Genomic DNA, 22,504 nt, shown 5'->3' on the forward strand with positions numbered 1-22,504 from the left:
GGCGCCGCGGGGCTCGGCGGCGCGGAAGATCAGACCCGGTCGCCGGATCCTGTGATGCCCCGCCGGATCTCACCCGGCGTGTGCTCCTCACGCGGTACGGCGCGGAAGCGCGACGAATGCAGCTGCCAGGGCACGCTGGTCACCATCACCCCCGGCTCGAACAGCAGCCGCGCCTTGAGCCGCAGCGAACTCTGGTTGTGCAGCAGGTTCTCCCACCAGCGACCCACCACGTACTCGGGAATGAACACGCTCACCACATCCCGGGGCCGCGACTTGCGCTGCCGCTTGATCTCGTCCAGCACCGGACGGGTGATCTCCCGGTACGGCGATTCGATGACCTTGAGCGGGATGCCGACCCCGAAGCGCTCCCAGTCCCGGGCCAGGTCGCGGGTATCGGCGTCGTCCACATTGACCGTCACCGCCATCAGCGTGTCCGGCCGGGTCGCGCGCGCGAACTGCACCGCCCGCTGTGTTGCCTTGTGCCAGCCCGACACCAGCACCAGCGCGTGCACCCGCCCCGGCAGCATCTCCATATCGTGCGGATCGATGGCCAGCTCGCCGCGCACCGACGTGTAGTGCCGGTGGATCAGCCACATGATGGCCACCAGGATCGGCATGGCGATGACCACCAGATACGCGCCGTGGGTGAATTTGGTGATCATCACGACCACCAGCACCACCCCGGTGAAGCACGCGCCGAAGGCATTGATGAAGCGCGCCCGGTGGATTCGCAGCCGCTCGCCGGAGCTCCGCGCGGTCCGCAGCTCCCGGTTCCAGTGCCGCACCATGCCGGTCTGGCACAGCGTGAACGAGGTGAACACACCGATGATGTAGAGCTGGATGAGCCGGGTGGTGGACCCGTCGAAGGCGTAGATGAGCGTCCCCGCCGCCACCGCCAGCAGGATGATGCCGTTGGAGAAGGCCAGCCGGTCGCCGCGGGTGTGCAGCTGGCGCGGCATGTAGCGGTGCTGCGCGAGAATCGAGTTCAACAGCGGGAAGCCGTTGTAGGCGGTGTTGGCGGCCAGGATGAGGATGAGCGCCGTGGTGACCATCAGGTAGTAGAAGGCGAGCGAGTTGCCGCCGAACACGGCCGCCGAGATCTGCGCGATGACGGTCTTCTGCGCGTCGTTGTGGCAGTCCCCGGCGAATCCGATGATGTCGCAGGTGTTCTCGGTGACCCTGGTCTTGGTGATCATGGCCAGCGCCGTCACCCCGGAGAACATGGCGATGGCGATGGCGCCCATGGCGGTCATGGTGCGCGCGGCATTGAGCGCCTTGGGCTTGCGGAAGGCCGGCACCCCGTTGGAGATGGCCTCCGCGCCGGTGAGCGCGGTACAGCCGGAGGAGAAGGCCCGCAGCAGCAGGAAGGCGACCCCGGCGGTGGACAGCCCCACCTGCTCGGCGTGGATCTCGTAGTGCGCGCTCTCCGCGACCGGGGTGTGCCCGAGCAGGGTCTGGCCCAGCCCGACCACGATGAGCGCGAACACCCCGAGGACGAACCCGTAGGTGGGAATCGCGAAGGCGCGGCCGGACTCTCGCACGCCACGCAGGTTCATGGCGGTCAGGAAGACGATGAACCCCAGATCGATGGCCACCCGGTGGGCGTTCAGGTCGGGCACCGCCGAGATGATGTTGTCCACGCCGGCCGACACCGACACCGCCACGGTCATCACGTAGTCGACCAGCAGCGCGGCCGCCACCACCAGGCCGGGCAGCGCGCCGAGGTTCTCGGCCACCACCTCGTAGGACCCGCCGCCGGACGGATACGCCTGCACCACCTGGCGATACGACAGCGCCACCACGGCCAGCAGGACCACCACGCCCGCCGCGACCACCGGGGTCAGGTGCAGGTAGGCCAGCCCGCCCAGGGTCAGGATGAGCAGGATCTCCTGGGTGGCGTAGGCGACCGAGGACAGCGGGTCGCTGGCGAAGATCGGCAGCGCGAGCCGCTTGGGCAGCAGGGTCTCGCCGAGCCGATCACTGCGAAACGGCCGTCCGAGCACGAGTCGTTTGGCTACGTCGATCGGTGAAACCACGCTCGCAGCCTAGGTCTGGAAACCGGGAGAATCGGAGCCCCATGCCGTAGAGAATTCGTAAAGATACCGAACTGTCCGGCCCCGCTGCCTGCGGATTCGAAGACTTGTGCGGTTGATCGAACAACCACCTAGACTGTCTGGGACGTAATCGAGGGTTTTTGGAGAGGTGACACGATGGGAGACCGGACGGTCGTCGCCGACGTAGCCGACGAATTGGCGCGCCGCGTGGCATCCGGGGAGTACGAGCCCGGTGGTCTGATGCCGTCCGTCCGCCAGGTCGCCGAGGAGTTCGACCTCAATCGTGCTACAGCGCAATTGATTCTGGGCCGGCTGGAATCCTACGGCTTCGTGGACGCCCACCGCGGCAAGGGATTCGTGATCCGCGATGTGCGCTCCGAGGGCGGTGTGGACGTGTACGGGCGGCTGTTCCGGCTGTCCATGCCGGAACCGGAGATCGCCGCGGAGATGTTCGGCAATATCGTCGACGAGGAACGCGGGATCGCGCTCGAGGCGCTGCTGGCCTACACCGGCAGCGAGCGCCCGCTCGATCCGGCCGAACTCAAGGCCGAGATCGACGAACTGGAAACCCTTGCGCGCGGCACGGACCCGGACCCGTATCGGATGCTGAGCATCGAACTCGGGCTGCTGCGCCGGATGCTCACCGCGCTCGGGCTCTCGGTGCAGCGCGCGGTGCTCAACTCGATCGGCGAGATGGTGCTCGAGGTGCCGGCGGCGGTCGAGGCCTACTTCGCGGTCTCCCCGGATCTGCACGTGCTGGTGTGGCGGGCGCTGGTGGCGGTGTGGGAATCCGACGCCGGTCCGAGTGAGGCGCAGCTGGCGCTGTTCGAGGATCTGTTCGGCATGTATCACCGGAAAGTGGTGGCGCGCTTCGAGGAACTGGTCGGTGCGGCCGGATCCGGCGACGCCGGTGTGGTGGCCGCGACCGCGTGAGTTCGGGCCGACGGGTCGGTCTCGTCTCAGACAACCCCTCTTGGCAGAATTCTCGGTGATTTTCGAGCGCCCGAATTGGGAGCTATTGACCGATTACCGCGTTCATGATGGTGCCCGCGCTCGTCGCCACGATGCCGCCGACGAGCGCTGATGCGGCTGGGCCGCGGGCGGGGTCTCGGGCGTGGGGTCGATGATCTGCGCGTGCTGAATCTGGGTCAGCAGCTCGTGGGCGGCAATAAGAAACATCTCGGCGCTCTTCCACGCGGGGGCAATTCACCCTCCGGGGTACTCGCCGGACCCACTGTCACGCAAGGGAAGTCGCGCTCTTGTTCGTCATCGGGCATCGACGCGAACGCAATAGTGCGCGCGCCCGGTACGGTCAGTCCACGTCGTTGTCGGCCGAGAGGTACGCTATGGCCGCCAGATACTGCCGGCAGGCGAAGTGCTGGTCGTGCGCACGGAGGACGGCGCGGGCCTGGCGGTAGGTGAGGGTGCGTGGTTCCGCCTCGCAGTCACCGGATTGGTCGCCGCGAGCGGCCGCATCGGTGGGACGGACGAGCATCTGTGTCATGGGATGCCTCTGGCCGAGTGGGGGATTGGTGCACCGAGTTTAGGAGCTCGGATCGTGCAGATGCAAGCACATCTGCACGCTCGTCACGGGTGTCGAGGAGAGATTCCGGCGTCACGTGACCTTTCGGACAAAGGGTTCCGGAACAATCGGGCGAACGGGACGAACTGACCCGAATTCTCCGCTCTCCCTTCGCAACTTCGCTCGTGGACACGGGTTTCCAAGATCAAATCTGTTGTGTTGCAAAGGATGTGCCGCCTCGAGGCCATCGATCATGGGCTACCTGCGTGCTATCGTCGTGCTTGCGGTTGCAACTGTAAGTACATCTGATCGAACAATTGCAAGTACTGGGACCACCGTCTGCGGGCGGTACCGGCAAGGAGTCTGAAATGACGGACATCTCGGCAACCTCGATCGATCGCTCGAATCTCTTGTGGCGCAAGAGCACCTTCAGCAATCCCAGTGGAAACTGCGTGGAACTCGCCCCGCTCTCCAACGGGCACGTCGCGGTGCGCAACTCGCGCGACCCCGAAGGCTCGCTGATCGTGTACACGCGCCCGGAGATCGATGCGTTCCTGCAAGGCGCGAAGAGTGGAGAGTTCGACGACCTCGCGCGCTGAGCGGTAGCATTGGCAATCGGCGCGGTGGTTCGCGACTAGCCGTTGTGAGTCCACTGCCGGCAAACCCGAGCATCGGAGTGGACCTCATGATCGCAGAACCCCTTGCCCACCTGCAGGCGGATTCCGCTGTCGCCGAACGCGGCCCGACCGCACTGCGGATCGCGGTGGGCAGCCAGCTACGAAAGCTGCGGGAGTTCAACAAAATCACGCGGGAGGCCGCGGGTGAACACATCCGCGGATCCCACGCCAAGATCAGTCGCCTGGAACTCGGGCGAACCGGATTCAAGGAGCGCGATATCCGGGATCTGTTGACGCTGTACGGCGTTGACGATCCCGGCGAGCGCGAGCAGTTCCTGGATCTGGTTCGCAAGGCGAATCAGCCGGGCTGGTGGCACCGCTACAGCGATCTGCTGCCATCCTGGTTCGAAACCTATCTGGGGCTCGAGCACGCGGCGAAATCCATTCGCACCTACGAGGGACAGCTGGTCCCGGGTCTGCTGCAGACCCCCGACTACGCTCGCTCGGTCGTTGCCCTCGGGCACGACGTGGATGGGGAGCGCCGCGTCTCGCTGCGCCGGCGTCGGCAGGAGCTACTCACCCGCGATGGCGCGCCCAGCTTCTGGGCCGTGCTGGACGAGGCGGTCCTGCACCGTCCCGTGGGCGGGCCGGGCGTGCTGCGTGGTCAGATCGAGTACCTCATCGAGATCTCCAAGCGCCCGAATGTCACCATCCAGTTCCTGCCGTACGGGGCGGGTGGCCACGCGGCTGCGGGAAGCTCGTTCACCATGCTTCGCTTCGCCGAGGCCGAACTGCCCGACATCGTGTATCTGGAGCAGCTCACGAGCGCGCTGTACCTGGATCGCCGTGAGGACCTCGAGCTGTACCGCCAGGTGATGGATCAGCTGAGCGTGCAGGCGGAGCCGCCGGAGCGCTCTCGCAAAGAGCTGGCGAAGATTGCCGAGAAGCTCGACTGAGCGCCGCGCTGGTCCCCAGGACCGGCGCCGGCTGCCCTGCGGTACCCCCGCAGACGGATAAGGGGCCCCTCACGGGGCCCCTATCAGCGTGTCACGGACCGGGTGGGTCTGCGGCACGGCCGGATTCGGTTACTGCCTGATGAAGCTGGAAGCGATCCGCCAGAACGCCTCCGGCTGCATGTGGTGCAGATCCCAGTCGTTCACCATGGCGTGGGCCGTGGTGACGATCCGCTCGATGTCAAAATCATACCGAGTGGCCGCTCCGGTGGATTCGACCTGGCGGATGACGAAAGCGGTTGCCGTCTCACGTGAATAGGTTTGCTCCGGCTGACTTCTGTCGGCAAACCCGAGTCGGCTGAGGTTGATTGGCTGGTTCATTCGAACGCCCCTGACGCCAGGCCGACGGCTGACCGTGGGCGAAGAATCGCCGGTGATTCACCGCTCGGCTCTCTGGTTGTCCCCTTATTGGTGCCTTGCAACGACGAGTCTATGACCGTGCGTTGCGCAGATGCAAGTACATCTGCAACATCGAATTCGCAGTGTCAGAGTGCTTTTCGGGATGCTATGAGTTTGCGAAACGAGGGTTGGCGAAAGGTTGTAATGTCGCCCGAACAGGGCTTTCCCAGTACTTCCGATCGAAAGTTCTGGAGAGAAACGAGTGTTCCGCTTTATCCAGGAATTCGCTGAAGATCAAATATCGCCGTGATCAGCCCTGTCCTGGACCTTCGCAGCTTTGATCCGGTCCTGTTCGAGGACCATCAGGCCGATTCCGAAACGCAGGCAGAGCGCCCCGGTGAGTCCGCACAGCACGCTCCAGGTGAGCTCACCGTACCCGGCGGTAGTCAAAGTCAATGCGATCGACACGATTCCGGCGGCGGTCAGAATCGGGCCCGGCAGATTCTGGATGGCCCGTGGTCGATGGGGGGTCCGGTCCGCCGGCCGGCCGGTGTCACCCGGCCGATTGCCGACGCCGCCGCGCGGAATGTGGGCGCCGCCCGGCGGAATGTGGGCGACGGGGTAGGCGTACGGAGTGACAGGCAACATCACTGTCCTTTCTCCGGAAGTAATGCAGAACCGATAACAACCGGATACCCGGTCAGGTTCGCCCGAATCACACGGTGTCGCCCCCGGTGCACAACCACCCCGGTCGCACGGCGATCACAACAGGCCCGCCCGCACCCCGTCGTGGCCGTCAGAGATGCCCAGATCGTCCAGCAGGCCCAGAAACGCGCGTGCGTAGGGTGAGACCGCGGTCCCGGTCCTGACGAGCTCCCAGTCGACCTGTGCGCGCAATTCCCGTGCGATGTGCAGCAGCCGCGTGAAGTCCAGCCGCTGCGGATCGGCCACGGTCAGTTCGTCCACCAGGAAGTCGGCCACGGTCACCACGGGCGCCGCGATCGGCCCGATGGGCAGCCGCTCGGCGCGTGCCAGTAGCGCGTCGGTGACGGGCCGGTGATCGGTGCCGAACACCAGGTCCAGCCGCACCCCGCCGTCGTAGAGCGTGGCCCGCTCGGACTCGGTCCCCCGCGGCGGCCGCAGGCCCGCGGCGGACAGCAGCAGCACCCCGCGTGGCAGGTCCGCCGGGCGCAGCAGCACGTCGACCTCCGGAGGCGTGTCGGTCACGGGACCGCCCCGGGCGTACACCGCGCACTCCCCGGTGAGGGCGCAGGGAATGTCGTTGTCCTGCAGGGTCTGTACGGCGAGGGTCAGGGTGTCGACTAGCCGGTCGATGGCGCGGACCATGTCGATGGCGTACCCGTGCTCCGGCCCGCCGAATCCGCGACTCGATCACCCACCCAGCGGGCCCCGGATTGAAACGGGTTTTACGCCTGTGTTAGCTCTGGGAACAGTGAATTGATCGATTCGAGTGGACTGGAGCCGATGCCGTGGTGGATGTGCCCGCGTATTTCGACGAGGTGGACGGCGGGTTCTTCCCGACGTCGTTCGCGGCCAGCCAGTGGTCCTCGGCGCAGGTGGTCGGGCCGGCCCTGACCGGCCTGCTGGCGCGCGAGCTCGAACGCACCCAGGCCACCGAGGGTTTCGTGCCCGTTCGGCTGACCGTGGACCTGTTCAGCGCCGCCCGCTTCGAGCACACCACGACGCCGGTCGTGCGGGTGCGCGACGGCAGGCGGATCCGGGTCGCCGACGTGAGCGTGGTGCAGGGCGGCACCGTCGCCGCGCGCGCTACCGCCGTGCTGCTGCAGCCGTCCGAACAGCCGCCGGGGGAGCTGTGGCGGCGGGAGCGGGAACCGCAGCCGCCCTCGCTCGAGCTCGCCCCGCCCTCGGCGCTGCCGCAGACGCCGCTGTTCAACAGCGGCGAGGGCTCGCCGGTGTGGAACTCGGTGCCCACCGACCACGAGAATGCCGACCGCAAGCGCACCTGGCAGAACCCGATCCGGGTGGTGACCGGGGAGGAGCTGAGCCCGTTCGTGCGGGTCGCGGTGGTGGCCGAGGCGACCAGCATGATGACCAACTGGGGCGACAAGGGCATCGGGTTCATCAATACCGATATGACGCTGGGCCTTTCGCGGCAGCCCGTGGGCACCGAGATCGGCGTGGAGGCCGACAGCCACTTCAGTGAGCACGGCCTGGCGGTGGGTGTGGCCACGCTGTTCGACCGGCTCGGGTCCTTCGGCAGTTGCATGGTGACCTCGGTGTCGAACTCGGGCCGCCAGATCAGCAACGCTCAGCTCGACATGGTGATGCGCAAGCGGCTGTAACCCGCTCGCGCCCTCGGCAATCGGTCCGCGAGATCGCGGACCGATGACGGGATGGGCGTGACACGCGGTCCGGTTAGGGCACGGACCGGTCTCGAAGTGGCGTCGAACCGACCACTCCCGAGTGTCGAGGTGGTGCGTCGCCGTAGGCTTCGCGGACCACCGACCGACCGATCCGTGGGGGTGTTGTGGTGCGTCGCTTGCGAAGACTGGCCGCCGCCTTGACGATCGGCTGCTGCGTGATCGTCATGGTCTGCGCCGCACCGGGTTTCGCACAACCACCCGAGCCCGGAGCCGCACCGAACCCGCCCGGCATCTCCCTGCCCGATATCCAGCGCTGGATCGACCAGCTGCTCCCGGCGCCCGCCCTGCCCCCGGCTCCCGCGGAGTCGCCGCTGGTCGACACTCCGGAGCTGGCACCGGATCTGGCGGCGCTGCGGGCCGCCACCATGCCCGCGGCGATCGGTTATCCGTTCATCGACGACTGGCCCGCCGGGCTCGACGCCCTGGACCCGGGCGGCATGGTCGCGGTGCGCGACGTAACCGCCACGGCCGCACCGACTCTGATCGTGCCGGTGCGGCAGGTGCTCCAGTTCAAGTACCGCACCAACGACTCTCACGACGAGCCGTCCTACGGGATCGCCAGTCTGGTGCTGCCGGTCGGGGCGTGGACCGGGCCGGGACAGCGGCCGGTGGTGGTCAACAATCTGCCCATCGACGCGCTGGGCCGCGACTGCAACCCGGGATACACGCTCGCGCACGGGTTTACCCGGGCCGCCAACCTGACCGGCTACGTCCTGCCCACCACCCAGCTGGCGCTGCTGCGCGGCTACGGCGTGCTCATCACCGACCACGAGGGCCCGCGCATGGCCTACGCCGAGCCGACGGTGGCCGGGCACGCCATCCTCGACGCCATCCGCGCGACCCGCGGTTACCTGCCGGATGAGCTGGGCGAGAGCAGGTTCGGGATGATCGGGTACTCCGGCGGCGCCATCGCCACCAACGGCGCGGTGAAGCTGATGTCCGAGTACGCCCCCGAACTGTCGGAGGTGGTGGTGGGCGCGGCGCTGGGCGGGGTGCCCGCGGACTTCAGCATCCTGGCGCGCTCGATGAACGCCAACCTCGCCTCGGGGGTGTTCCTGGGCGCGGTGTTCGGCATCGGCCGCGAGCGGCCCGAGATCCTGGCCCGGATGAACCACCTGGCGCAGTGGGTGACGACCTCGCAGCTGATCAACAGTCAGTGCAGTGAGGTGTTCGGGTTGCCGGGCGTGCTGCAGCTGCCCATCGACATCGCCGCCAATATCCCCGATCCGCTCGACAGCGAGCTGGCGCACGAGATCTACGCCATCACCCGCATGGACGGCAGGAAGTCACCGGTGCCGCTGTTCATCTTCAACGGGGAACAGGAATTCTGGGTCCCCGCCGAAGGCGCGAAGAACCTCTACCGCGAGCAGTGCGACCTGGGCGTGCCTGCCGTCTACCGCAGCGTCGTCGGCGAACACTTCATCGCCGCCTTCACCGGCTACCCCGAATCCCTGACCTGGCTCGACGAGAGATTGCAGGGGATACCCGCGCCCAACGAATGCTGAACGCGGGCAGCCCTTCTCACATCGGGAAGAGGTTGTGCTTGCGCGGGTTGGGCTTGCGGACCGCGTTCTTGTCGCGCAGCAGGCGCAGGGCCTTGCGGATCTCGAGGCGGGTGGCCGAGGGCTCGATGACCGCGTCGATGTAGCCGCGTTCGGCCGCCACCCACGGGTTGTCGATGAGCGCGTTGTAGAAGTCGACCATCTGCTGACGGACGGTCTCGCGCTGCTCGGGCGGGGTGGCCGCGAGGGTCTTCTTACCGGTGACGGTCACCATGCCGTCGGCGCCGATGACCGCGATGCGGGCGGTCGGCCACGCCAGGTTGACGTCCACGCCGAGCTGCTTGCAGCCCATGACCGCGTAGCCGCCGCCGTACGCCTTACGGGTCACGATGGTGACGATCGGGACCGTCGCCTCGATCAGCGCGCGGAACATGCGGCCGCCGCGCTTGATGACGCCGTTGCGCTCCTCCTCGACACCGGGCAGCACGCCCGGGGTGTCGACGACGTAGACGAGCGGAATGTTGAACGCGTCGCACAGGCGGATGAAGTACGCGCCCTTGTCCGAGCAGGCCGCGTCGAGCGCGCCGCCCAGCACCATGGGCTGGTTGGCGATGACGCCGACCGGACGGCCGTCCACGCGGGCGAATCCGGTGATCAGGTTCTGCGCGGCCGCTTCGCCGACCTCGAGGAAGGCCCCGTCGTCGAAGATGCGCAGCAGCACCTCGTGCATGTCGTAGCCCTGGCGATCGGAGTCCGGGATGATCCGGTCCAGTTCCCGATCGGAGTCGGTGACCTCGGGCTCCAGGCCCGGGTTGATGACCGGCGGCTCCTCGATGCAGCTGCTGGGCAGGTAGCTGAGGTACTCGCGGGCCCAGTTGAGCGCGTCGACCTCGGTCCGGGCCACGTGGTGCAGCAGGCCGTTGCGGGCCTGCACGGCCGCGCCGCCCAGCTCCTCGGCGCTGATGTCCTCACCGGTGATGCCCTTGATGACCTCGGGGCCGGTGACGAACATGTAGGAGTCGTCGGTGGCGACCAGCACGTCCATATTGACCGGGCCGTACACCGAGCCGGCCGCGCACTTGCCGAACATGACCGCGACCATCGGCACGAAGCCCGACAGGTCCTCCTGCAGGCGGCACATGGTGGCGTACCAGGCCAGGGCGGTCACGCCCTCCTGGATGCGGGCGCCGCCGGAGTCGTTGATCACCACGACCGGGCAGGCGTTCTTGTACGCGAACTCCATGACCAGGCGGACGCGGCGGCCGAAGGTCTCGCCGACCGAACCGCCCTGCACTCCCGAGTCGTGGGAGATGACCACGACCGGGCGGCCGTCGATCAGGCCGCGGCCGGTGACCACACCGTCGCCGAAGAGCGCGTGCGGCTGGCCCGGCGAGCGCATGAGCGCGCCCATTTCGACGAAGCTGCCCGGGTCCAGCAGTATGTTCACCCGTTCTCGGGCGCTGGCGACGCCTTTGGCAAGTCGTTTCTGGATACCCTTCTCGCCGGTCGGTTCCTCGGCGATCTCCAGGAGCTTGCGCAGTTCCGCCAGCTTTTCCGCTGTACCCGTCATTACGTAGGTCTTGCCTTTCACCTTCAATGGCCGGGCTCGATCGGTGCCCGCGTCGAGCCGGATCGCGACTCGACCGCCCACGGTACCGTGCATGTCCACTTCCTAACCAGCGAACGCCTGGGCGATGTGCCCGGTCTCGCGCCGGTCGAGCTTCGGTCACGTGCCGCGCCAGGCCCCGCCCATGGCGCGAAGTCCGCCGCCGTCAGCGATACACTGCCGCCCGTGAGCTCACCTATGACTGTGCGATCGGGGACGCCCGAGGTGATCCGGCCCGACCTGGACACCTTCGGATTCTCGGAGTGGCGGCGGACCGCGGTCGTCGGCGCGGTGCTGGGCGGCTCGGTGGTGGCCGGTGTGCTGCGTGGGGGCCTGCGCCCGGCCAAGCGCAAGCGGGCCGCGGCCGAGGGCGTGGTGAACGGTTTCGAGACGCTCGGCCCGATGTTCGTGAAGCTGGGCCAGCTCATCGCGTCCTCGCCCGGCGCCTTCCCGCGCGAGCTGGCCGACGCCTGCCTCCGCTGCCTCGACGACGTCCCGCCCTTCGCGGCCGCGGACGCGCGCGCCATCATCGAGGCCGATCTGGGCAAGCCGATCTCGGAGCTGTTCCTCGAGTTCGACGACGAACCGCTCTCGGCCGCCTCCATCGCCCAGGTGCACGCGTGCGTGCTGCCCGACGGCCGCCCCGCGGTGGTGAAGGTGCAGCGGCCCGAGATCGCCCGGCGCATGATCGTGGACCTGCGCGCCGCCATGAAGCTGGCGCGCGCCCTGGAGAAGCGGTCGGAGAACGCCCGCGTCGCCAATACCCAAGCGGTGGTGCGGGATCTGTACGAGGCCACGGTCGCGGAACTGAACTTCCTGATCGAGGCCGAGAACCAGGCCCGCGCCCGCGAACACCTGTCGGCCTTCGGCGACAACACCAAGGTGGCCGTGCCCGAGGTGTATTGGGATTTCTGCGCGCCCCGGGTGCTGTGCATGGAGCGCATGCGCGGCATGCCACTGGACCGCTTCGACGACATCCGCGATGCCCACCCGGAACCGGAACTGCTGATCCGCCGCCTGGTGAAGGCGTGGATGGAATCGGTTGCGGTGCACGGGGTCTTCCACGGCGACGTGCACGCCGGCAACCTGTGGCTGCTCGACGACGGCCGGGTGGCCATGCTCGACTTCGGCATCGTGGGCCGGATGGAGGCCGAGTGGCGCGAGTTCGTGCGCGCGCTGTTCTACGCCAGCTCCATCGACAACGACTTCCGTCCGGTGGCTCGCGCGCTGCGGGCCCTGGACCTGGTCGCCGACGACAGCGGCGACGACGCCACCATCGGCCGTCAGCTCGCGACGGCGCTGGGCCCGGTGCTCTCGGGCAGCCTGGACAAACTGGATCTGGGCCTGGTCTCGGCGCGGCTGCTGGAGTTCGGCAAGCGCCGCGGCGCGTCCGGCCCGCAGCAGCTGGTGCTGATGGGCAAGCAGCTGGGCTACTTCGAGCGGTACGCGGTGGCGCTCGCGCCCGGCTGGAAGCTCGGCCGCGACCTGTACCTGTTCCGCAATATCTTCCCCGCCGAGGTGGCCGCCAAGGCCGCCGCGGAGAACATCACCCTGCCGACCGACTGACAGGGTCGCGCGCAAGCCTGAGAGAAGCGTCAGGAAACCCTCAGGCTACGACCAGATTCGCCCGGCACTGTGGATGGCAGACAGTGTCGGGCGAGCGTGCGAGGTGCGGAATGGTCGAATTCGAGGTCACCGGAACCACTGTGACGGCGCGGGTCACCGGCGCGCACAAGCTGCTCGCGCTGCGCGACCACGTGAGCTTCGACCTGGCCCAGGTCACTGCCGTGGCGCCCGCCCCGGTGGATCTGCGCCCGCCGTGGCTGCGGACGCCGGGCACGTTCTTCCCGGGCGTGATCGCCGCGGGCATCTTCCGCGGGAAGGGCCGCAAGGAGTTCTGGGATACCCGTTTCGACGGTCAGGGCGTGCTGATCGAACTGGCGGGCGCGGATTTCACGCGCCTGGTGGTGGATGTCGCCGAACCGGTCGCGGAACTGCGGCGGCTGTCGTCGGCCCTGGCGGCCTGAATTCCCCGTAGCACCCGAATGGCTCGTGCCGCGGACCCGGTTCTGGCGGGCGCGGCACGAGCCGGTGGGTGGACTTTTCGGGGGTAGTGGTGGATGGAGATATCAGGGGGTCGGGCAGAGGAACGCGCCGGCGGGCGGCGGGACCGGGACGATCCGCTCCGGGGCGACTCCGGCGGGGCCATTGCCGGCCGGGCCCTTGGGCGCTACAGCTCCGGGAGCCGCGGGGGTCCCGACGTCGCCGGATCCCCATGCCGCGGACGGGTTCATGGTGAATACGGCCGCACAAACGAACGCACTGACGAGCAGGCCGATCGCTTTCTTTTGCGTCATGTCGTACGACGCTACAACCAGGTCAAAGCAATTGCTGGCATTGCCGGATCACCGGAATGTCGCGACCTGCTGATCGTGTGCACATTTCGGTGAATTCCACTGTGGCACAGACAAACTAATCGGTCGGAACGGTGTGTTTTCAGACTATTGTGTTATGGACTGTGCCAGACCACATTTCGGTTACGAACCGGCGTGTCCGGGGGTGTTTCATCCGGTTCTATTGTGGACTGCCGGGAGGACCTGACCGGGAGGGACGCACGATGGCTGCTGGACCTGGTTCGAGGATCGTCGTCGCGGCGGCGCTCACGCTGGCGGTTTCCGCCGCGGTGACCGCGAACGCGCCGATCAGCGCGGCCGCAGGCACGTGCGGATCGAGCCTGGGGGATTACCGCGGGGAATTCGCCGTCGAGGGTGAACCCGGGACCGTGCTGAGTTTCGACGGGGCGGGCGGACTCACTTTTCACAGCGCCCGGCTCGGGAACGGCGAGGGCCTGTACGCGGTCATTCCGTCGGGCGGATTCACCGCCACCCTGCGCATGGCCGACAGCGGTGAGGATGCGGCGCGGCCGGAGAATTCGACCTCGATGGTCAAGAGCACATTCCTCCTCTGCCCGACCCAGGGAACGCAGGTCGGGAATTTCCGCTCACTGGATCAGAGCAGCCGCCGGTTCGATTATGTGAGGTCGTCCTGAAAAGCCGGTGATCGCAATGGTTTACCGGGTGAACCGGAGCGTGACGAGCTGGAAAGGCCGTAGGCGCAGTCGAATTCCCGCCTCGGTGGCTTCCGCGACGTTTTCCTCGGGTAATGACCGCTCCAGCAGGTCGCAGCGGCGATAACCGGTGTACTCGAAATCCGGTGTGAGCAAAGCGGTCGCGCGACCGCCGCCCGCTTCGTAGAGCCGGATCACCACATCGCCGGAACCGTCCTCGGCCAATTTGACGGCACTGGTCACCACGTCGTCATTGTCGACGGTGAACAGCGGCGCCACGGGTTCGGCGACGCCCGGGGTGACCGGCGGCAGATTGATCCGGTATCCGGAGCGCACGGCATCGGTGATCGAGGCGCCCGGCAGCAGCGCGTGCCGGAAATGGTGTGCGCCGTGGTCGGTCTGCGGATCGGGGAACCGCGGCGCGCGCAGCAGGGACGCGCGGACGGTGACGGTGGTGCCGCCGTCGGGCCGCACCGCGCGGGTCAGATCGTGTCCGTAGGTGGAGTCGTTGACCAGGGCCACGCCCCAGCCGGGTTCGGCCAGGTGGATGAAGCGGTGATTACAGGCCTCGAACTTGGCGTACTCCCAGCTGGTGTTGGTGTGCGTGGGCCGGTACAGGTGCCCGAACTGGGTTTCGGAGGCGTAGCGGTCGGCGTGGATGTCCAGGGGGAAGGCGAGTTTGAGGAACTTCTCCGTCTCGTGCCAGTCGACCGTGGTGGCGATGTCCAGCGCCCCGGTGTCCGGGCGCAGGGTGAGGACCTGCTCGACGGTGGAGGAGCCGAAGGAGCGGCCGATGCGGACGGAGACGTCGGTGGTGGCACCGGACTCTGCGACGAGGAAGTCCACCTCGGTCAGATCGGTGACGGTATTGCGATAGAACTGGTCGACGTCCCACGCATCCCAGGAGTTCGGGTAATCCTGGTGCAGCTGGAGCAGATTCGCGGCCGCGCCCGGCGGCAGGGTTTCGCGCCGCTGCCCGAGGTCGTAGAGCGACACGACCAATCCGCGCGCGTCGACTTCGACCCGGGTCCGGTCGTTGGCGAGTACGAATCCGCCGTCCGGACGCTCGGTCACCGTGGCGCCGCGGCCGGGCACCACCGGTCCCGCGCCGCCGGCCGGGACGCCTCGCCAGGCGTGCGGGGCGGGGTTGAAGACGTGGGAGCCGGACCGTTCGCCGCCGAGCGCCCATTGCGCCCGTTCGATGATGGCCGAGAGTTCGGCGGCCACCCGCGCGTACGTCGCCTCGGCTTCCCGATGCACCCACGCGATGGACGAGCCGGGCAGGATGTCGTGGAACTGGTGCAGCAGCACCGTCTTCCAGAGCCGGTCCAGGTCGGCGGCGGGGTACTCGAAGTCGGTGCGGACCGCTGCGGTGGCCGCCCACAGTTCGGCTTCCCGCAGCAGGTGCTCACTGCGCCGGTTGCCCTGTTTGGTCTTGGCCTGGCTGGTCAGGGTGGCGCGGTGCAGTTCCAGGTACAGCTCGCCCACCCAGACGGCGGGGTTCGCGTATTCGGCCTCGGCGGCGGCGAAGAAGTCGGCGGGCCGCTCCCAGGTCACCTTCGGGGAGCCCTCCAGGTCGCGCAGGCGGGCGGCGCGCGCGATCATCTCCCGGGTGGTCCCGCCGCCGCCGTCGCCCCAGCCGGTCGGGGCGAGGGACCGGTTGGCGCGGCCCTTCTCCTTGAAGTTCTTGGCGGCGTGGGCGATCTCGCGGCCCTGCATGGAGCAGTTGTAGGTGTCGACGGGCGGGAAGTGGGTGAAGATCCGGGTGCCGTCGATGCCCTCCCACAGGAAGGTGTGATGCGGGAAGGTATTGGTCTGGCTCCACGAGATCTTCTGGGTGAGCAGCCATTTGGATCCGGCGGCCTTGATGATCTGCGGCAGTCCGGCGGCGAAGCCGAAGGTGTCGGGCAGCCACGCCTCGTCGTTCTCGATGCCGAATTCCTCGAGGAAGAACCGTTTGCCGTGCACGAACTGGCGGGCCATGGCTTCCGAGCCGGGCATATTGGTGTCCGATTCGACCCACATGCCGCCGGCGGGCACGAACCGTCCGTCGGCGACCGCCTGCTTGACCCGGGCGTACACCTCGGGCCGGTGCTGTTTGAGGAAGTCGTATTGCGCCGCTTGGGACATGGTGTAGATGAAGTCGGGTTCGGCGTCGAGCAGCGCGGTCATATTTGCGGTGGTCCGCGCGACCTTGCGCACGGTCTCGCGCAGCGGCCACAGCCAGGCGGTGTCGATGTGGGCGTGCCCCACCGCGGAGATCAGGTGCGCGGACGGCACGGCCGGGCGTGCGAGCACCTCGGTGAGGCAAGCACGGGCGGCGCTCGCCCCGGCGTTCACGTTCTGCAGGTCGATGGCGTCCAGGGCGCGTTCGATGGCCCGCACGATGTCGTACCGGCGCGCGGGGTCCTCGGGCATCTCGTGCATGAGCTCGCCGAGCACCTCGAGATCCTGGACCAGCTGCCACACGTCGTCATCGAAGACGACGAGATCCATTCGGCCCAAACGGTATTGGGGAGCGGTGCCCGCGGTGGCGAGGTCGCCGAGCCCGGTCGGCCCGAAGAACGGGATGATCGGGTTCGACGCCGCCTCCACATGGAACAGCACCTGTTCGCCGCCGCGCGCCGGAGCGGCGATGCGCACCCACTGATTGCGCGGGTGCAGCCCCTTCACCGGCGTCCCGTCCGGGCGATACACCAGACCCTCGCACTGGAATCCGGTCTGGTTCGCGTCGAAACCGAGGTCGATGATCGCCTCGACGGTGCGTCCAGCCCACTCCGCCGGAACCGTCCCCTCGACGGTCAACCAGCTGGTACCCCAGGGCGCACCCCACGGAGTGCCCGGTGACGTCGGTGTTCGCGGTGCGGCCAGACCCTCGGCCACCGGCACCGGTTCGCCCGGCGCTTCCCAGATCGACACCCGCATCGGCGTCGATTCCGGATACACGGCGGGCTTGATGCGGTCGAGCACCCGCCCGAGCCTGCCCTCGATCAACCGGCGGTCATCGTGCATAACGGTGGCTCCCATCGGGCGTGACCGGCGAACCGTCTCCGGCCCGACTCTATCGGCCGCGGCGGCCGCCGGCCGGAATGATCGGACCGTTGGCGTGGACGGATCGCTCGCGTCGCCCGAGTCGGCGAATGTCGATCAGAAACGGGCGACGCTGCCCTCGGTCCACTTGGCCATCCACGCGGTGTTCTCGGTGGCGATCACGGACTCGCAGGTGGAGACGAACAGGGGCCAGTCCGACAGTGCTCCGGCGGCCCAGTCGTCGGCGAGGCCCCGGAGACGTTGGGCGGTGGCGAGGTAGGTCATGGCGAGGTAGTCGTAGCGGCGGGCGGTCTGGTAGGCGGCGACATTGGCGGTGGCCGTGGTGAGGACCGCGACCCAGGGGGCCAGGGCGGTGGGGCCGGTACCCGGTGTGACGGCCGTGGCGGTCGCGACGAGCGCGGTCGCCACACCCAGGGTCATCGCGAACCAGCGCCAGCGCGCCGCGGACCGCGTGTACCGACCGGCCATCGGTTGGTAGTAGTCGCCGATCTGCCCCTGGACTCGTTGCCGGACATAGGTTTCCGGTGTCATGGATGGCGGCGGGGCCGCCGGCGTCGTGTCGTCACCGGTGCCGACGACGGGCAGCAGATCCGCCGCGGCGGTGACGATGTCGGTCACGCCGTGGCGGAGGGCATCCGCGCTGGACTGAGCCCCCGCGCGGAACTCGAAGATCAGTCGCTTGACGGCCTCCGACGTCGCCCGCGCCCGCGTCCACGCCCGGACCGCGTCAGGGGTCAGGTAGTGGATCCCGACGAAGGCGGCCAGGGCGAGGCACGCGGCGCCGACCGCCGCGACACCGGTCCGGGCCGCGCCACCCGAATGCAGCACCGACGCAGTCGCGGTCGTGCACAGTGCGCCGATGGTGCTGGCCGCGAACGCGATGATCCGCGCCCGATCGAGGCGGCGCTTGAGCCGGCCCGCGGCGCGGGACCAGCGCAGCCGATCGGCCCAGAGTTCGGCGACGACCTGATCGTCGGTTCCGCTCATGTGCCGTCGTCCGACCGGCGCGGCAGGCCGGGGCAGGCCTCCCGGTACGGGATGTCCGGGGAGACCCATTCGTTCCACTCCTGCTGGCTCATGTTCGTGGTGAGCTTGTCGCACAACCGGTCCGGCCAGACGGCGGGACCGGGCCAGAGATGGATGACCGCGTGATCGTCGATGCCGAACGGTGATCCGATGGTCGCGAGCCGGCGGCCGTCGGGGCTGACGGACAGTCCTTGGATGGTGTCGGCCGGGCCGGTCATCGGCCTGCCGACCGGAAGCCCGGATGCCGCGTCCCAGATCCGGACGGACTTGCCGACCCCCGCGATCAGGTATCGGTTGTCGGCGCTGAACGAGATGGCGTGTATGGACCCTGAGGGATCTGTGATCGAGTTACTGATGAGCTTCCCGGAATCAGCATCGAACAGCCGAATGGATTCGGAGTTGGCCGAGGCGATCCGCCGGCCGTCCGGGCTGTACGCGAGGAAGGTCGAGGTTTCGGTATCGGAGATCGGCTCGCCGACCTGACGATGGGACTCGGCGTCCCAGATCTTCACTTGGCCGAATCCACCGTTCGTGACAATGCGGCGGCCGTCCGGGCTGAAGGCCACGGCACTGACAATCGAATGCTCGTCGAGCGGGGTGCCGGCACGATGTCCGGTGCTCGGATCCCACAGCATCACACTGAAGTCGACTCCGAGTGTGGGCGATGTCAGATCGTAGGCCCTGAAGCCGTTGGCCAGAAAGTCTTTCGGCAGCGCTCCGCCGACAGTGGCCAGACGGGTTCCGTCCGGGCTCAGTACCGAGGTGCCGACTGCCTTCTGTGCATCGATCTCCCAGGTGGTCACAGGTGCGCCGGTTTTCGCGTCGAAGGTCGCGATCGAGTAGACGGGGATCAGATCATCGATCGTGACAGCGATCCGATCGGTCGGTGTCTTGTAGCCCATCTCCAGGGCAATGATGCGGGCGCCATCGGGGCTGAAGATCGCATTCGCAGGTAACGTGCCATCCGTCGTGATGCTCGAGACGAGGGCTCCCGTTGCGGCTTCCCAGACACGAATAACGCCGGGCAGACTCGAATGCGGATCATTGCGGGCACCCGCGGATACCAGGCGGGTACCGTCCGGGCTGTAATGGACCGAGTTCAGCGACGAGTCGTCCGCCGCGATCACCGTACCTATCGTGGCGGCGGTGTCGGCGTTCCACATCCGGATGGTTTCGTCGCCCGCCGACAGCACTCGGTGTCCATCGGTGGTGAAGCCGACACCCTTCACGCTGCTGTGATGTCCGGTCAGAGGCGTGCCGACCGGCTGCCGGGATGCGACGTCCCACAGCCGAATCGTTCCGTCCCAACTTCCGGAGACGACACTACGCCCATCCCCGCTGAATGCGATCGCTCCCACCGAATCGTCGTGACCGTTGAGTGCAGCCCCGGCGGGCTGGAGGGTTGTCGCGTCCCAGAAATGTACGAGTTTGTCGTATCCACCGGATGCGATGAGGCCACCGCCCGGAGCGACCGCGACGACAGATGCGCTCTTGGCTTCCTGGTCCGGGGTATGTGCGACCGCCGCGCCCGATTCGGTGTCCCAGAGTTGCAGGCCGGAATCCGTGGTGGCGACAAGACGTTTTCCCTCCGGTAGAAAGGCGAGCCGCCAGGCTGGGTCGGTGCTTCGTATCGTGCGAAGCTGTTGTCCCGCACCGATATTCCATATCTGGATCGCATCCGGGAACACGCCTGCGGCCAGATGGCGTCCGTCCGGCCCGAATGCCACCGACATCACCGCCGTGTGTCCGGTCTGGAAGGGGCCCGCGATGTGCGAACCATTCAGCGCATCCCAAATCTGGACCGTTCCGTCATTGCCCGCGGACGCCAACCGCAGGCCGTCTGCGCTGTAGGCCAGGCAGTTCACGGGACTCTTGTTGTTCGCGGTGAATGTAGGGCCGGTGGTCCGGCCTGTGACCGCGTCCAGCAGTTGTATCGTCCCCCCGCTCGCTGACGCCGCGTGCCGCCCATCGGGACTGACGGCGAATGCCGTGACGGAGTTCCGCGCGGGTGTGTCCAATATCTTCACCTGGGCGGATGTCGTCGAGAGCGCGTCGAGGACCGCTCCATCGTCGGGATGCGAGCCGATCTGGCGCGCGGCGAGGATCTGTTCGATGGCTCGTGTGTCACCGCCGGGCCGAATCCCGGCGAGCATGGCCTGCCCCTCGGAGACCAGGCGCAGGGCGGTCGCTTCGTGTAGTCGTCGATCGGCCTCGTGCTGGGCCAAACTGGTTCGTATCGCGAAGAATCCGGCCACCAGCGCGGCGACGAGGGTCAGTGCCAGGACGGCCCGCAAGATGTGTGACCGTCGGCGTAGCCCGTCGGCATAGGCGCGCGCATCGTTCAATTCCTTGGCGTGGCGGTGCTGTTCGGCTGCGGTCTCGGCGTCCTGGCGCCGGCGGCCCGCGGTGAGGAACTCGCGCGCGCCGGCCAGCCGATCGGCGAATGCCGGAGTAGCGGCGATCTTTTCGGCCTCGCTCAGCCGGGTGCCCGCCATCAGCCAGGCGTCGTCACGCCCGCTGCTCTCCCATTCGATCGCGGCGCGGTCGAGGCCGTCCGCGGTGCGCAGATCGCTGGCTTCCTCGCGCAACCATTGGGCCAGGGCGGGCCATTCGCTCAACAGGCTTTCCAGCGCCACCTCGATGGTGGTCTCGCCGCCGCGTTCGTCCTGGACCAGTAGCCGGTGGTCGACGAACGCCGCGATGAGTGGGTGGCTGGTGGCGGGCAGGTCGGCCAGGCGCGCGATGCGGCGCAGTGGCTGATCGTTGTCCTGGGCGATGGTGGCGAGCCAGGGTACGAAGGCCGCGTGCAATCGCTCTAGTTGCTCTTGCCGCTCCGAGTCGTCCTGGGCGAGTATGGAATCGATCTCCGACTCGACCACGTGCGCCATTCCGCCCATCGCCGTGTAGTCGGCGACGGTCAGTTCGCCGGCGGCGGAGTAGTCGAGGTACAGCCGCCACAGCGTCAGCGACAGCAATGGCAGCGGGTTGGCGCTGTCCGCGCAGTCGGCGAGCAGTCGTTCCACGAGATCCTCGCGCACGGTGAGCGGATTGCCGGCCGCGGTGGCGCGCTCCGCCGGTCCTCGGATGACCTCGGCGAACCGCGCGGGCTGCAGAGGTCGCAATTCGTCGAATACCACGCTCTTCACCGAGGCGAGGGCGGGCGAGGTCTGCAGCGGTTCGTAGCGATCGGCCCGAATGGTCAGTGCGGCAATGATATCCAGGCCGTCCGCGACCAGCCGGGCGAGAATCGACTGGAACAACGCCGCCTCGCGCCCCGCCTCGCTGCCGAACAGTTCCTCGGCCTGATCCACGGGGAGCACGATCGTCGGGGTCACCGTATCGCTCGAATCGGGCTTCTCGTCCGCGGCAGCGGCCTGGACCTCCCGTAGCCAGCCGGTGACCTGAGCGGGGTCGGACGCGCAGGCTGTCTTGATCGCACCGAGGGTCGGTTCTCTCAGCCCGAGCCGCTGGCGCACCGCGTAGAGGGACGCGGCCAGGCCGACCGGGCCGGTGACCGCGGCCCGTTCGGGCCGGACGATGTCGAGAACCAGGAAGTGCCGGTCGTCGCGGCGCAAGCGGGGGAGTAGTCCTGCTCGCAGGAACGACGATTTGCCGGTGCCCGACGGGCCCAGGATGACGAACAGGTTCTCGACGCCGGCGGCGCGCATTCCGCGTAGCATGTCCAGGCCGCGCAGGATCTGGGCGTCCCGGCCGAAATACACGGCTGCGTCGACCGCCTCGAACGGATCCCATCCTCGATAGGGCGCCCGGCTGGGATCTCCGGGTGGTGGCCACTCGAAATACTCGGCTCCGATACCCGCCTCCCGCAAACCCCGCCACAGTCGCCGCAGACCCTCGGTCGAGAATTCGACGGGCGGGCCCCCGGCGACGGGTACCGCTGTCGTCGGTCCGGCGGGGAACAGATCGCATTGCTGCCATTCCCGGGTGGACTCGCGGCTCACGAACGGTTCCAGGCGTGCGGCGAATATTCGTTTGTTGAGGTTCTCCGCGGTCCGTACCTCGGTGCGGCATTCCGGTGAGGAATCCCATTGCTCCGACAGCAGGCAGATCACGGCTTCGCACCGGGATGTGGCTCGGACCAGGGCGTCTTTCCATCGCACCCCGGGCGCGATCCCCGTCTCGGGATCCAGGTCGAGGAAGATCTCGTCGGCAAGAGCGGGATCCTGCGCGACGAGCCAGGCCTTCAGCGCAATGGCCTGCCGATTGTCTCGGCTGGAATGGCTGAGGAAAATGCGCGCCATTGCTCGAGTGTCGCCGTTGCCGACGACCGAGGCATGAGTA

General features: G+C 67.8%; 18 protein-coding genes. 8 read left to right on the top strand and 10 right to left on the bottom strand.

Annotated features, from left to right (window positions below):
* Window positions 1–29 precede the first annotated feature (29 nt).
* On the bottom strand, window positions 30–2,036 hold the full coding sequence (locus tag ABZ382_RS05930; RefSeq protein ID WP_357084760.1) for an APC family permease: 2,007 nt from the start codon (window positions 2,034–2,036) through the stop codon (window positions 30–32).
* Between the two features lie 174 nt (window positions 2,037–2,210).
* Between ABZ382_RS05930 and ABZ382_RS05935 the strand changes: the two genes are divergently transcribed.
* The gene (locus ABZ382_RS05935) at window positions 2,211–2,987 is read left to right on the top strand and encodes a GntR family transcriptional regulator (protein WP_357084763.1); all 777 of its coding nucleotides are present in this window, start codon (window positions 2,211–2,213) and stop codon (window positions 2,985–2,987) included.
* A 379-nt stretch (window positions 2,988–3,366) separates the two neighbouring features.
* Here the strand turns inward: ABZ382_RS05935 and ABZ382_RS05940 are convergent, their stop codons facing one another.
* Complete coding sequence (locus tag ABZ382_RS05940) at window positions 3,367–3,558, bottom strand: hypothetical protein (protein WP_357084766.1); 192 nt, start codon at window positions 3,556–3,558, stop codon at window positions 3,367–3,369.
* Between the two features lie 386 nt (window positions 3,559–3,944).
* Here ABZ382_RS05940 and ABZ382_RS05945 point away from each other — a divergent pair, with 386 nt between their 5' ends.
* Window positions 3,945–4,175 (top strand): DUF397 domain-containing protein, encoded by a 231-nt coding sequence (locus tag ABZ382_RS05945; protein ID WP_357084769.1) that lies wholly within the window; start codon window positions 3,945–3,947, stop codon window positions 4,173–4,175.
* A gap of 86 nt (window positions 4,176–4,261) precedes the next feature.
* The gene (locus ABZ382_RS05950) at window positions 4,262–5,149 is read left to right on the top strand and encodes a helix-turn-helix transcriptional regulator (protein ID WP_357084772.1); all 888 of its coding nucleotides are present in this window, start codon (window positions 4,262–4,264) and stop codon (window positions 5,147–5,149) included.
* A 129-nt stretch (window positions 5,150–5,278) separates the two neighbouring features.
* On the opposite strand, the gene ABZ382_RS05955 is transcribed toward ABZ382_RS05950, so the two are convergent.
* From ABZ382_RS05955 to ABZ382_RS05965, 3 genes are all read right to left on the bottom strand, one after another.
* A complete protein-coding gene (locus tag ABZ382_RS05955) occupies window positions 5,279–5,527 on the bottom strand; it encodes a hypothetical protein (RefSeq protein WP_213554958.1) in 249 nt (82 codons plus the stop codon).
* A 312-nt stretch (window positions 5,528–5,839) separates the two neighbouring features.
* Entirely contained in the window at window positions 5,840–6,193 is a 354-nt protein-coding gene (locus ABZ382_RS05960) for a hypothetical protein (protein WP_357084775.1), read from the bottom strand.
* 114 nt (window positions 6,194–6,307) lie between these two features.
* Window positions 6,308–6,892, bottom strand: a complete 585-nt coding sequence (locus tag ABZ382_RS05965) for a hypothetical protein (protein WP_357084778.1) — start codon at window positions 6,890–6,892, stop codon at window positions 6,308–6,310.
* A gap of 143 nt (window positions 6,893–7,035) precedes the next feature.
* On the opposite strand from ABZ382_RS05965, the gene ABZ382_RS05970 reads away from it, so the two are divergent.
* Window positions 7,036–7,869, top strand: a complete 834-nt coding sequence (locus tag ABZ382_RS05970; protein ID WP_357084781.1) for an acyl-CoA thioesterase domain-containing protein — start codon at window positions 7,036–7,038, stop codon at window positions 7,867–7,869.
* 197 nt (window positions 7,870–8,066) lie between these two features.
* Window positions 8,067–9,455 carry a lipase family protein gene (locus tag ABZ382_RS05975; RefSeq protein WP_357084784.1) on the top strand — a complete coding sequence of 463 codons (1,389 nt, stop codon included), beginning with the start codon at window positions 8,067–8,069 and terminating at the stop codon, window positions 9,453–9,455.
* Between the two features lie 16 nt (window positions 9,456–9,471).
* Here the strand turns inward: ABZ382_RS05975 and ABZ382_RS05980 are convergent, their stop codons facing one another.
* A complete protein-coding gene (locus ABZ382_RS05980) occupies window positions 9,472–11,022 on the bottom strand; it encodes an acyl-CoA carboxylase subunit beta (protein ID WP_357085885.1) in 1,551 nt (516 codons plus the stop codon).
* Between the two features lie 222 nt (window positions 11,023–11,244).
* Between ABZ382_RS05980 and ABZ382_RS05985 the strand changes: the two genes are divergently transcribed.
* Both ABZ382_RS05985 and ABZ382_RS05990 read left to right on the top strand, forming a co-directional pair.
* Window positions 11,245–12,624, top strand: a complete 1,380-nt coding sequence (locus ABZ382_RS05985) for an AarF/ABC1/UbiB kinase family protein (protein WP_357084787.1) — start codon at window positions 11,245–11,247, stop codon at window positions 12,622–12,624.
* Between the two features lie 110 nt (window positions 12,625–12,734).
* Window positions 12,735–13,085 carry a hypothetical protein gene (locus tag ABZ382_RS05990; RefSeq protein ID WP_357084789.1) on the top strand — a complete coding sequence of 117 codons (351 nt, stop codon included), beginning with the start codon at window positions 12,735–12,737 and terminating at the stop codon, window positions 13,083–13,085.
* A 102-nt stretch (window positions 13,086–13,187) separates the two neighbouring features.
* Here ABZ382_RS05990 and ABZ382_RS05995 read toward each other — a convergent pair whose 3' ends face one another.
* Complete coding sequence (locus ABZ382_RS05995; RefSeq protein WP_357084792.1) at window positions 13,188–13,415, bottom strand: hypothetical protein; 228 nt, start codon at window positions 13,413–13,415, stop codon at window positions 13,188–13,190.
* 260 nt (window positions 13,416–13,675) lie between these two features.
* Here ABZ382_RS05995 and ABZ382_RS06000 point away from each other — a divergent pair, with 260 nt between their 5' ends.
* Window positions 13,676–14,107, top strand: a complete 432-nt coding sequence (locus tag ABZ382_RS06000; RefSeq protein ID WP_357084795.1) for a hypothetical protein — start codon at window positions 13,676–13,678, stop codon at window positions 14,105–14,107.
* Window positions 14,108–14,128: 21 nt separating this feature from the next.
* Here the strand turns inward: ABZ382_RS06000 and ABZ382_RS06005 are convergent, their stop codons facing one another.
* The 3 genes from ABZ382_RS06005 to ABZ382_RS06015 form a co-directional block, all read right to left on the bottom strand.
* Window positions 14,129–17,137: a glycoside hydrolase family 38 C-terminal domain-containing protein gene (locus ABZ382_RS06005; protein WP_357084798.1), complete on the bottom strand. Its 3,009-nt coding sequence runs from the start codon at window positions 17,135–17,137 to the stop codon at window positions 14,129–14,131.
* Between the two features lie 135 nt (window positions 17,138–17,272).
* Window positions 17,273–18,163: a DUF4231 domain-containing protein gene (locus tag ABZ382_RS06010; protein ID WP_357084801.1), complete on the bottom strand. Its 891-nt coding sequence runs from the start codon at window positions 18,161–18,163 to the stop codon at window positions 17,273–17,275.
* Window positions 18,160–22,464, bottom strand: coding sequence for a TIR domain-containing protein (locus ABZ382_RS06015; protein ID WP_357084803.1), 4,305 nt, complete (start codon window positions 22,462–22,464; stop codon window positions 18,160–18,162). Before ABZ382_RS06015 ends, ABZ382_RS06010 begins: the two co-directional genes overlap by 4 nt.
* Window positions 22,465–22,504 lie beyond the last annotated feature (40 nt).

Source organism: Nocardia sp. NPDC005825, assembly GCF_040630175.1.
In the GTDB taxonomy this organism is placed as follows: Bacteria; Actinomycetota; Actinomycetes; order Mycobacteriales; family Mycobacteriaceae; genus Nocardia.

Bases quoted from the DNA above. Each gene is read 5' to 3' on its own strand.
- ABZ382_RS05935 (WP_357084763.1), top strand. From the start codon at position 2,211: ATGGGAGACCGGACGGTCGTCGCCGACGTAGCCGACGAATTGGCGCGC.
- ABZ382_RS05940 (WP_357084766.1), bottom strand. From the start codon at position 3,558: ATGACACAGATGCTCGTCCGTCCCACCGATGCGGCCGCTCGCGGCGAC.
- ABZ382_RS05945 (WP_357084769.1), top strand. From the start codon at position 3,945: ATGACGGACATCTCGGCAACCTCGATCGATCGCTCGAATCTCTTGTGG.
- ABZ382_RS05950 (WP_357084772.1), top strand. From the start codon at position 4,262: ATGATCGCAGAACCCCTTGCCCACCTGCAGGCGGATTCCGCTGTCGCC.
- ABZ382_RS05955 (WP_213554958.1), bottom strand. From the start codon at position 5,527: ATGAACCAGCCAATCAACCTCAGCCGACTCGGGTTTGCCGACAGAAGT.
- ABZ382_RS05960 (WP_357084775.1), bottom strand. From the start codon at position 6,193: ATGTTGCCTGTCACTCCGTACGCCTACCCCGTCGCCCACATTCCGCCG.
- ABZ382_RS05965 (WP_357084778.1), bottom strand. From the start codon at position 6,892: ATGGTCCGCGCCATCGACCGGCTAGTCGACACCCTGACCCTCGCCGTA.
- ABZ382_RS05980 (WP_357085885.1), bottom strand. From the start codon at position 11,022: ATGACGGGTACAGCGGAAAAGCTGGCGGAACTGCGCAAGCTCCTGGAG.
- ABZ382_RS05990 (WP_357084789.1), top strand. From the start codon at position 12,735: ATGGTCGAATTCGAGGTCACCGGAACCACTGTGACGGCGCGGGTCACC.
- ABZ382_RS05995 (WP_357084792.1), bottom strand. From the start codon at position 13,415: ATGACGCAAAAGAAAGCGATCGGCCTGCTCGTCAGTGCGTTCGTTTGT.
- ABZ382_RS06000 (WP_357084795.1), top strand. From the start codon at position 13,676: ATGGCTGCTGGACCTGGTTCGAGGATCGTCGTCGCGGCGGCGCTCACG.
- ABZ382_RS06005 (WP_357084798.1), bottom strand. From the start codon at position 17,137: ATGCACGATGACCGCCGGTTGATCGAGGGCAGGCTCGGGCGGGTGCTC.
- ABZ382_RS06010 (WP_357084801.1), bottom strand. From the start codon at position 18,163: ATGAGCGGAACCGACGATCAGGTCGTCGCCGAACTCTGGGCCGATCGG.
- ABZ382_RS06015 (WP_357084803.1), bottom strand. From the start codon at position 22,464: ATGGCGCGCATTTTCCTCAGCCATTCCAGCCGAGACAATCGGCAGGCC.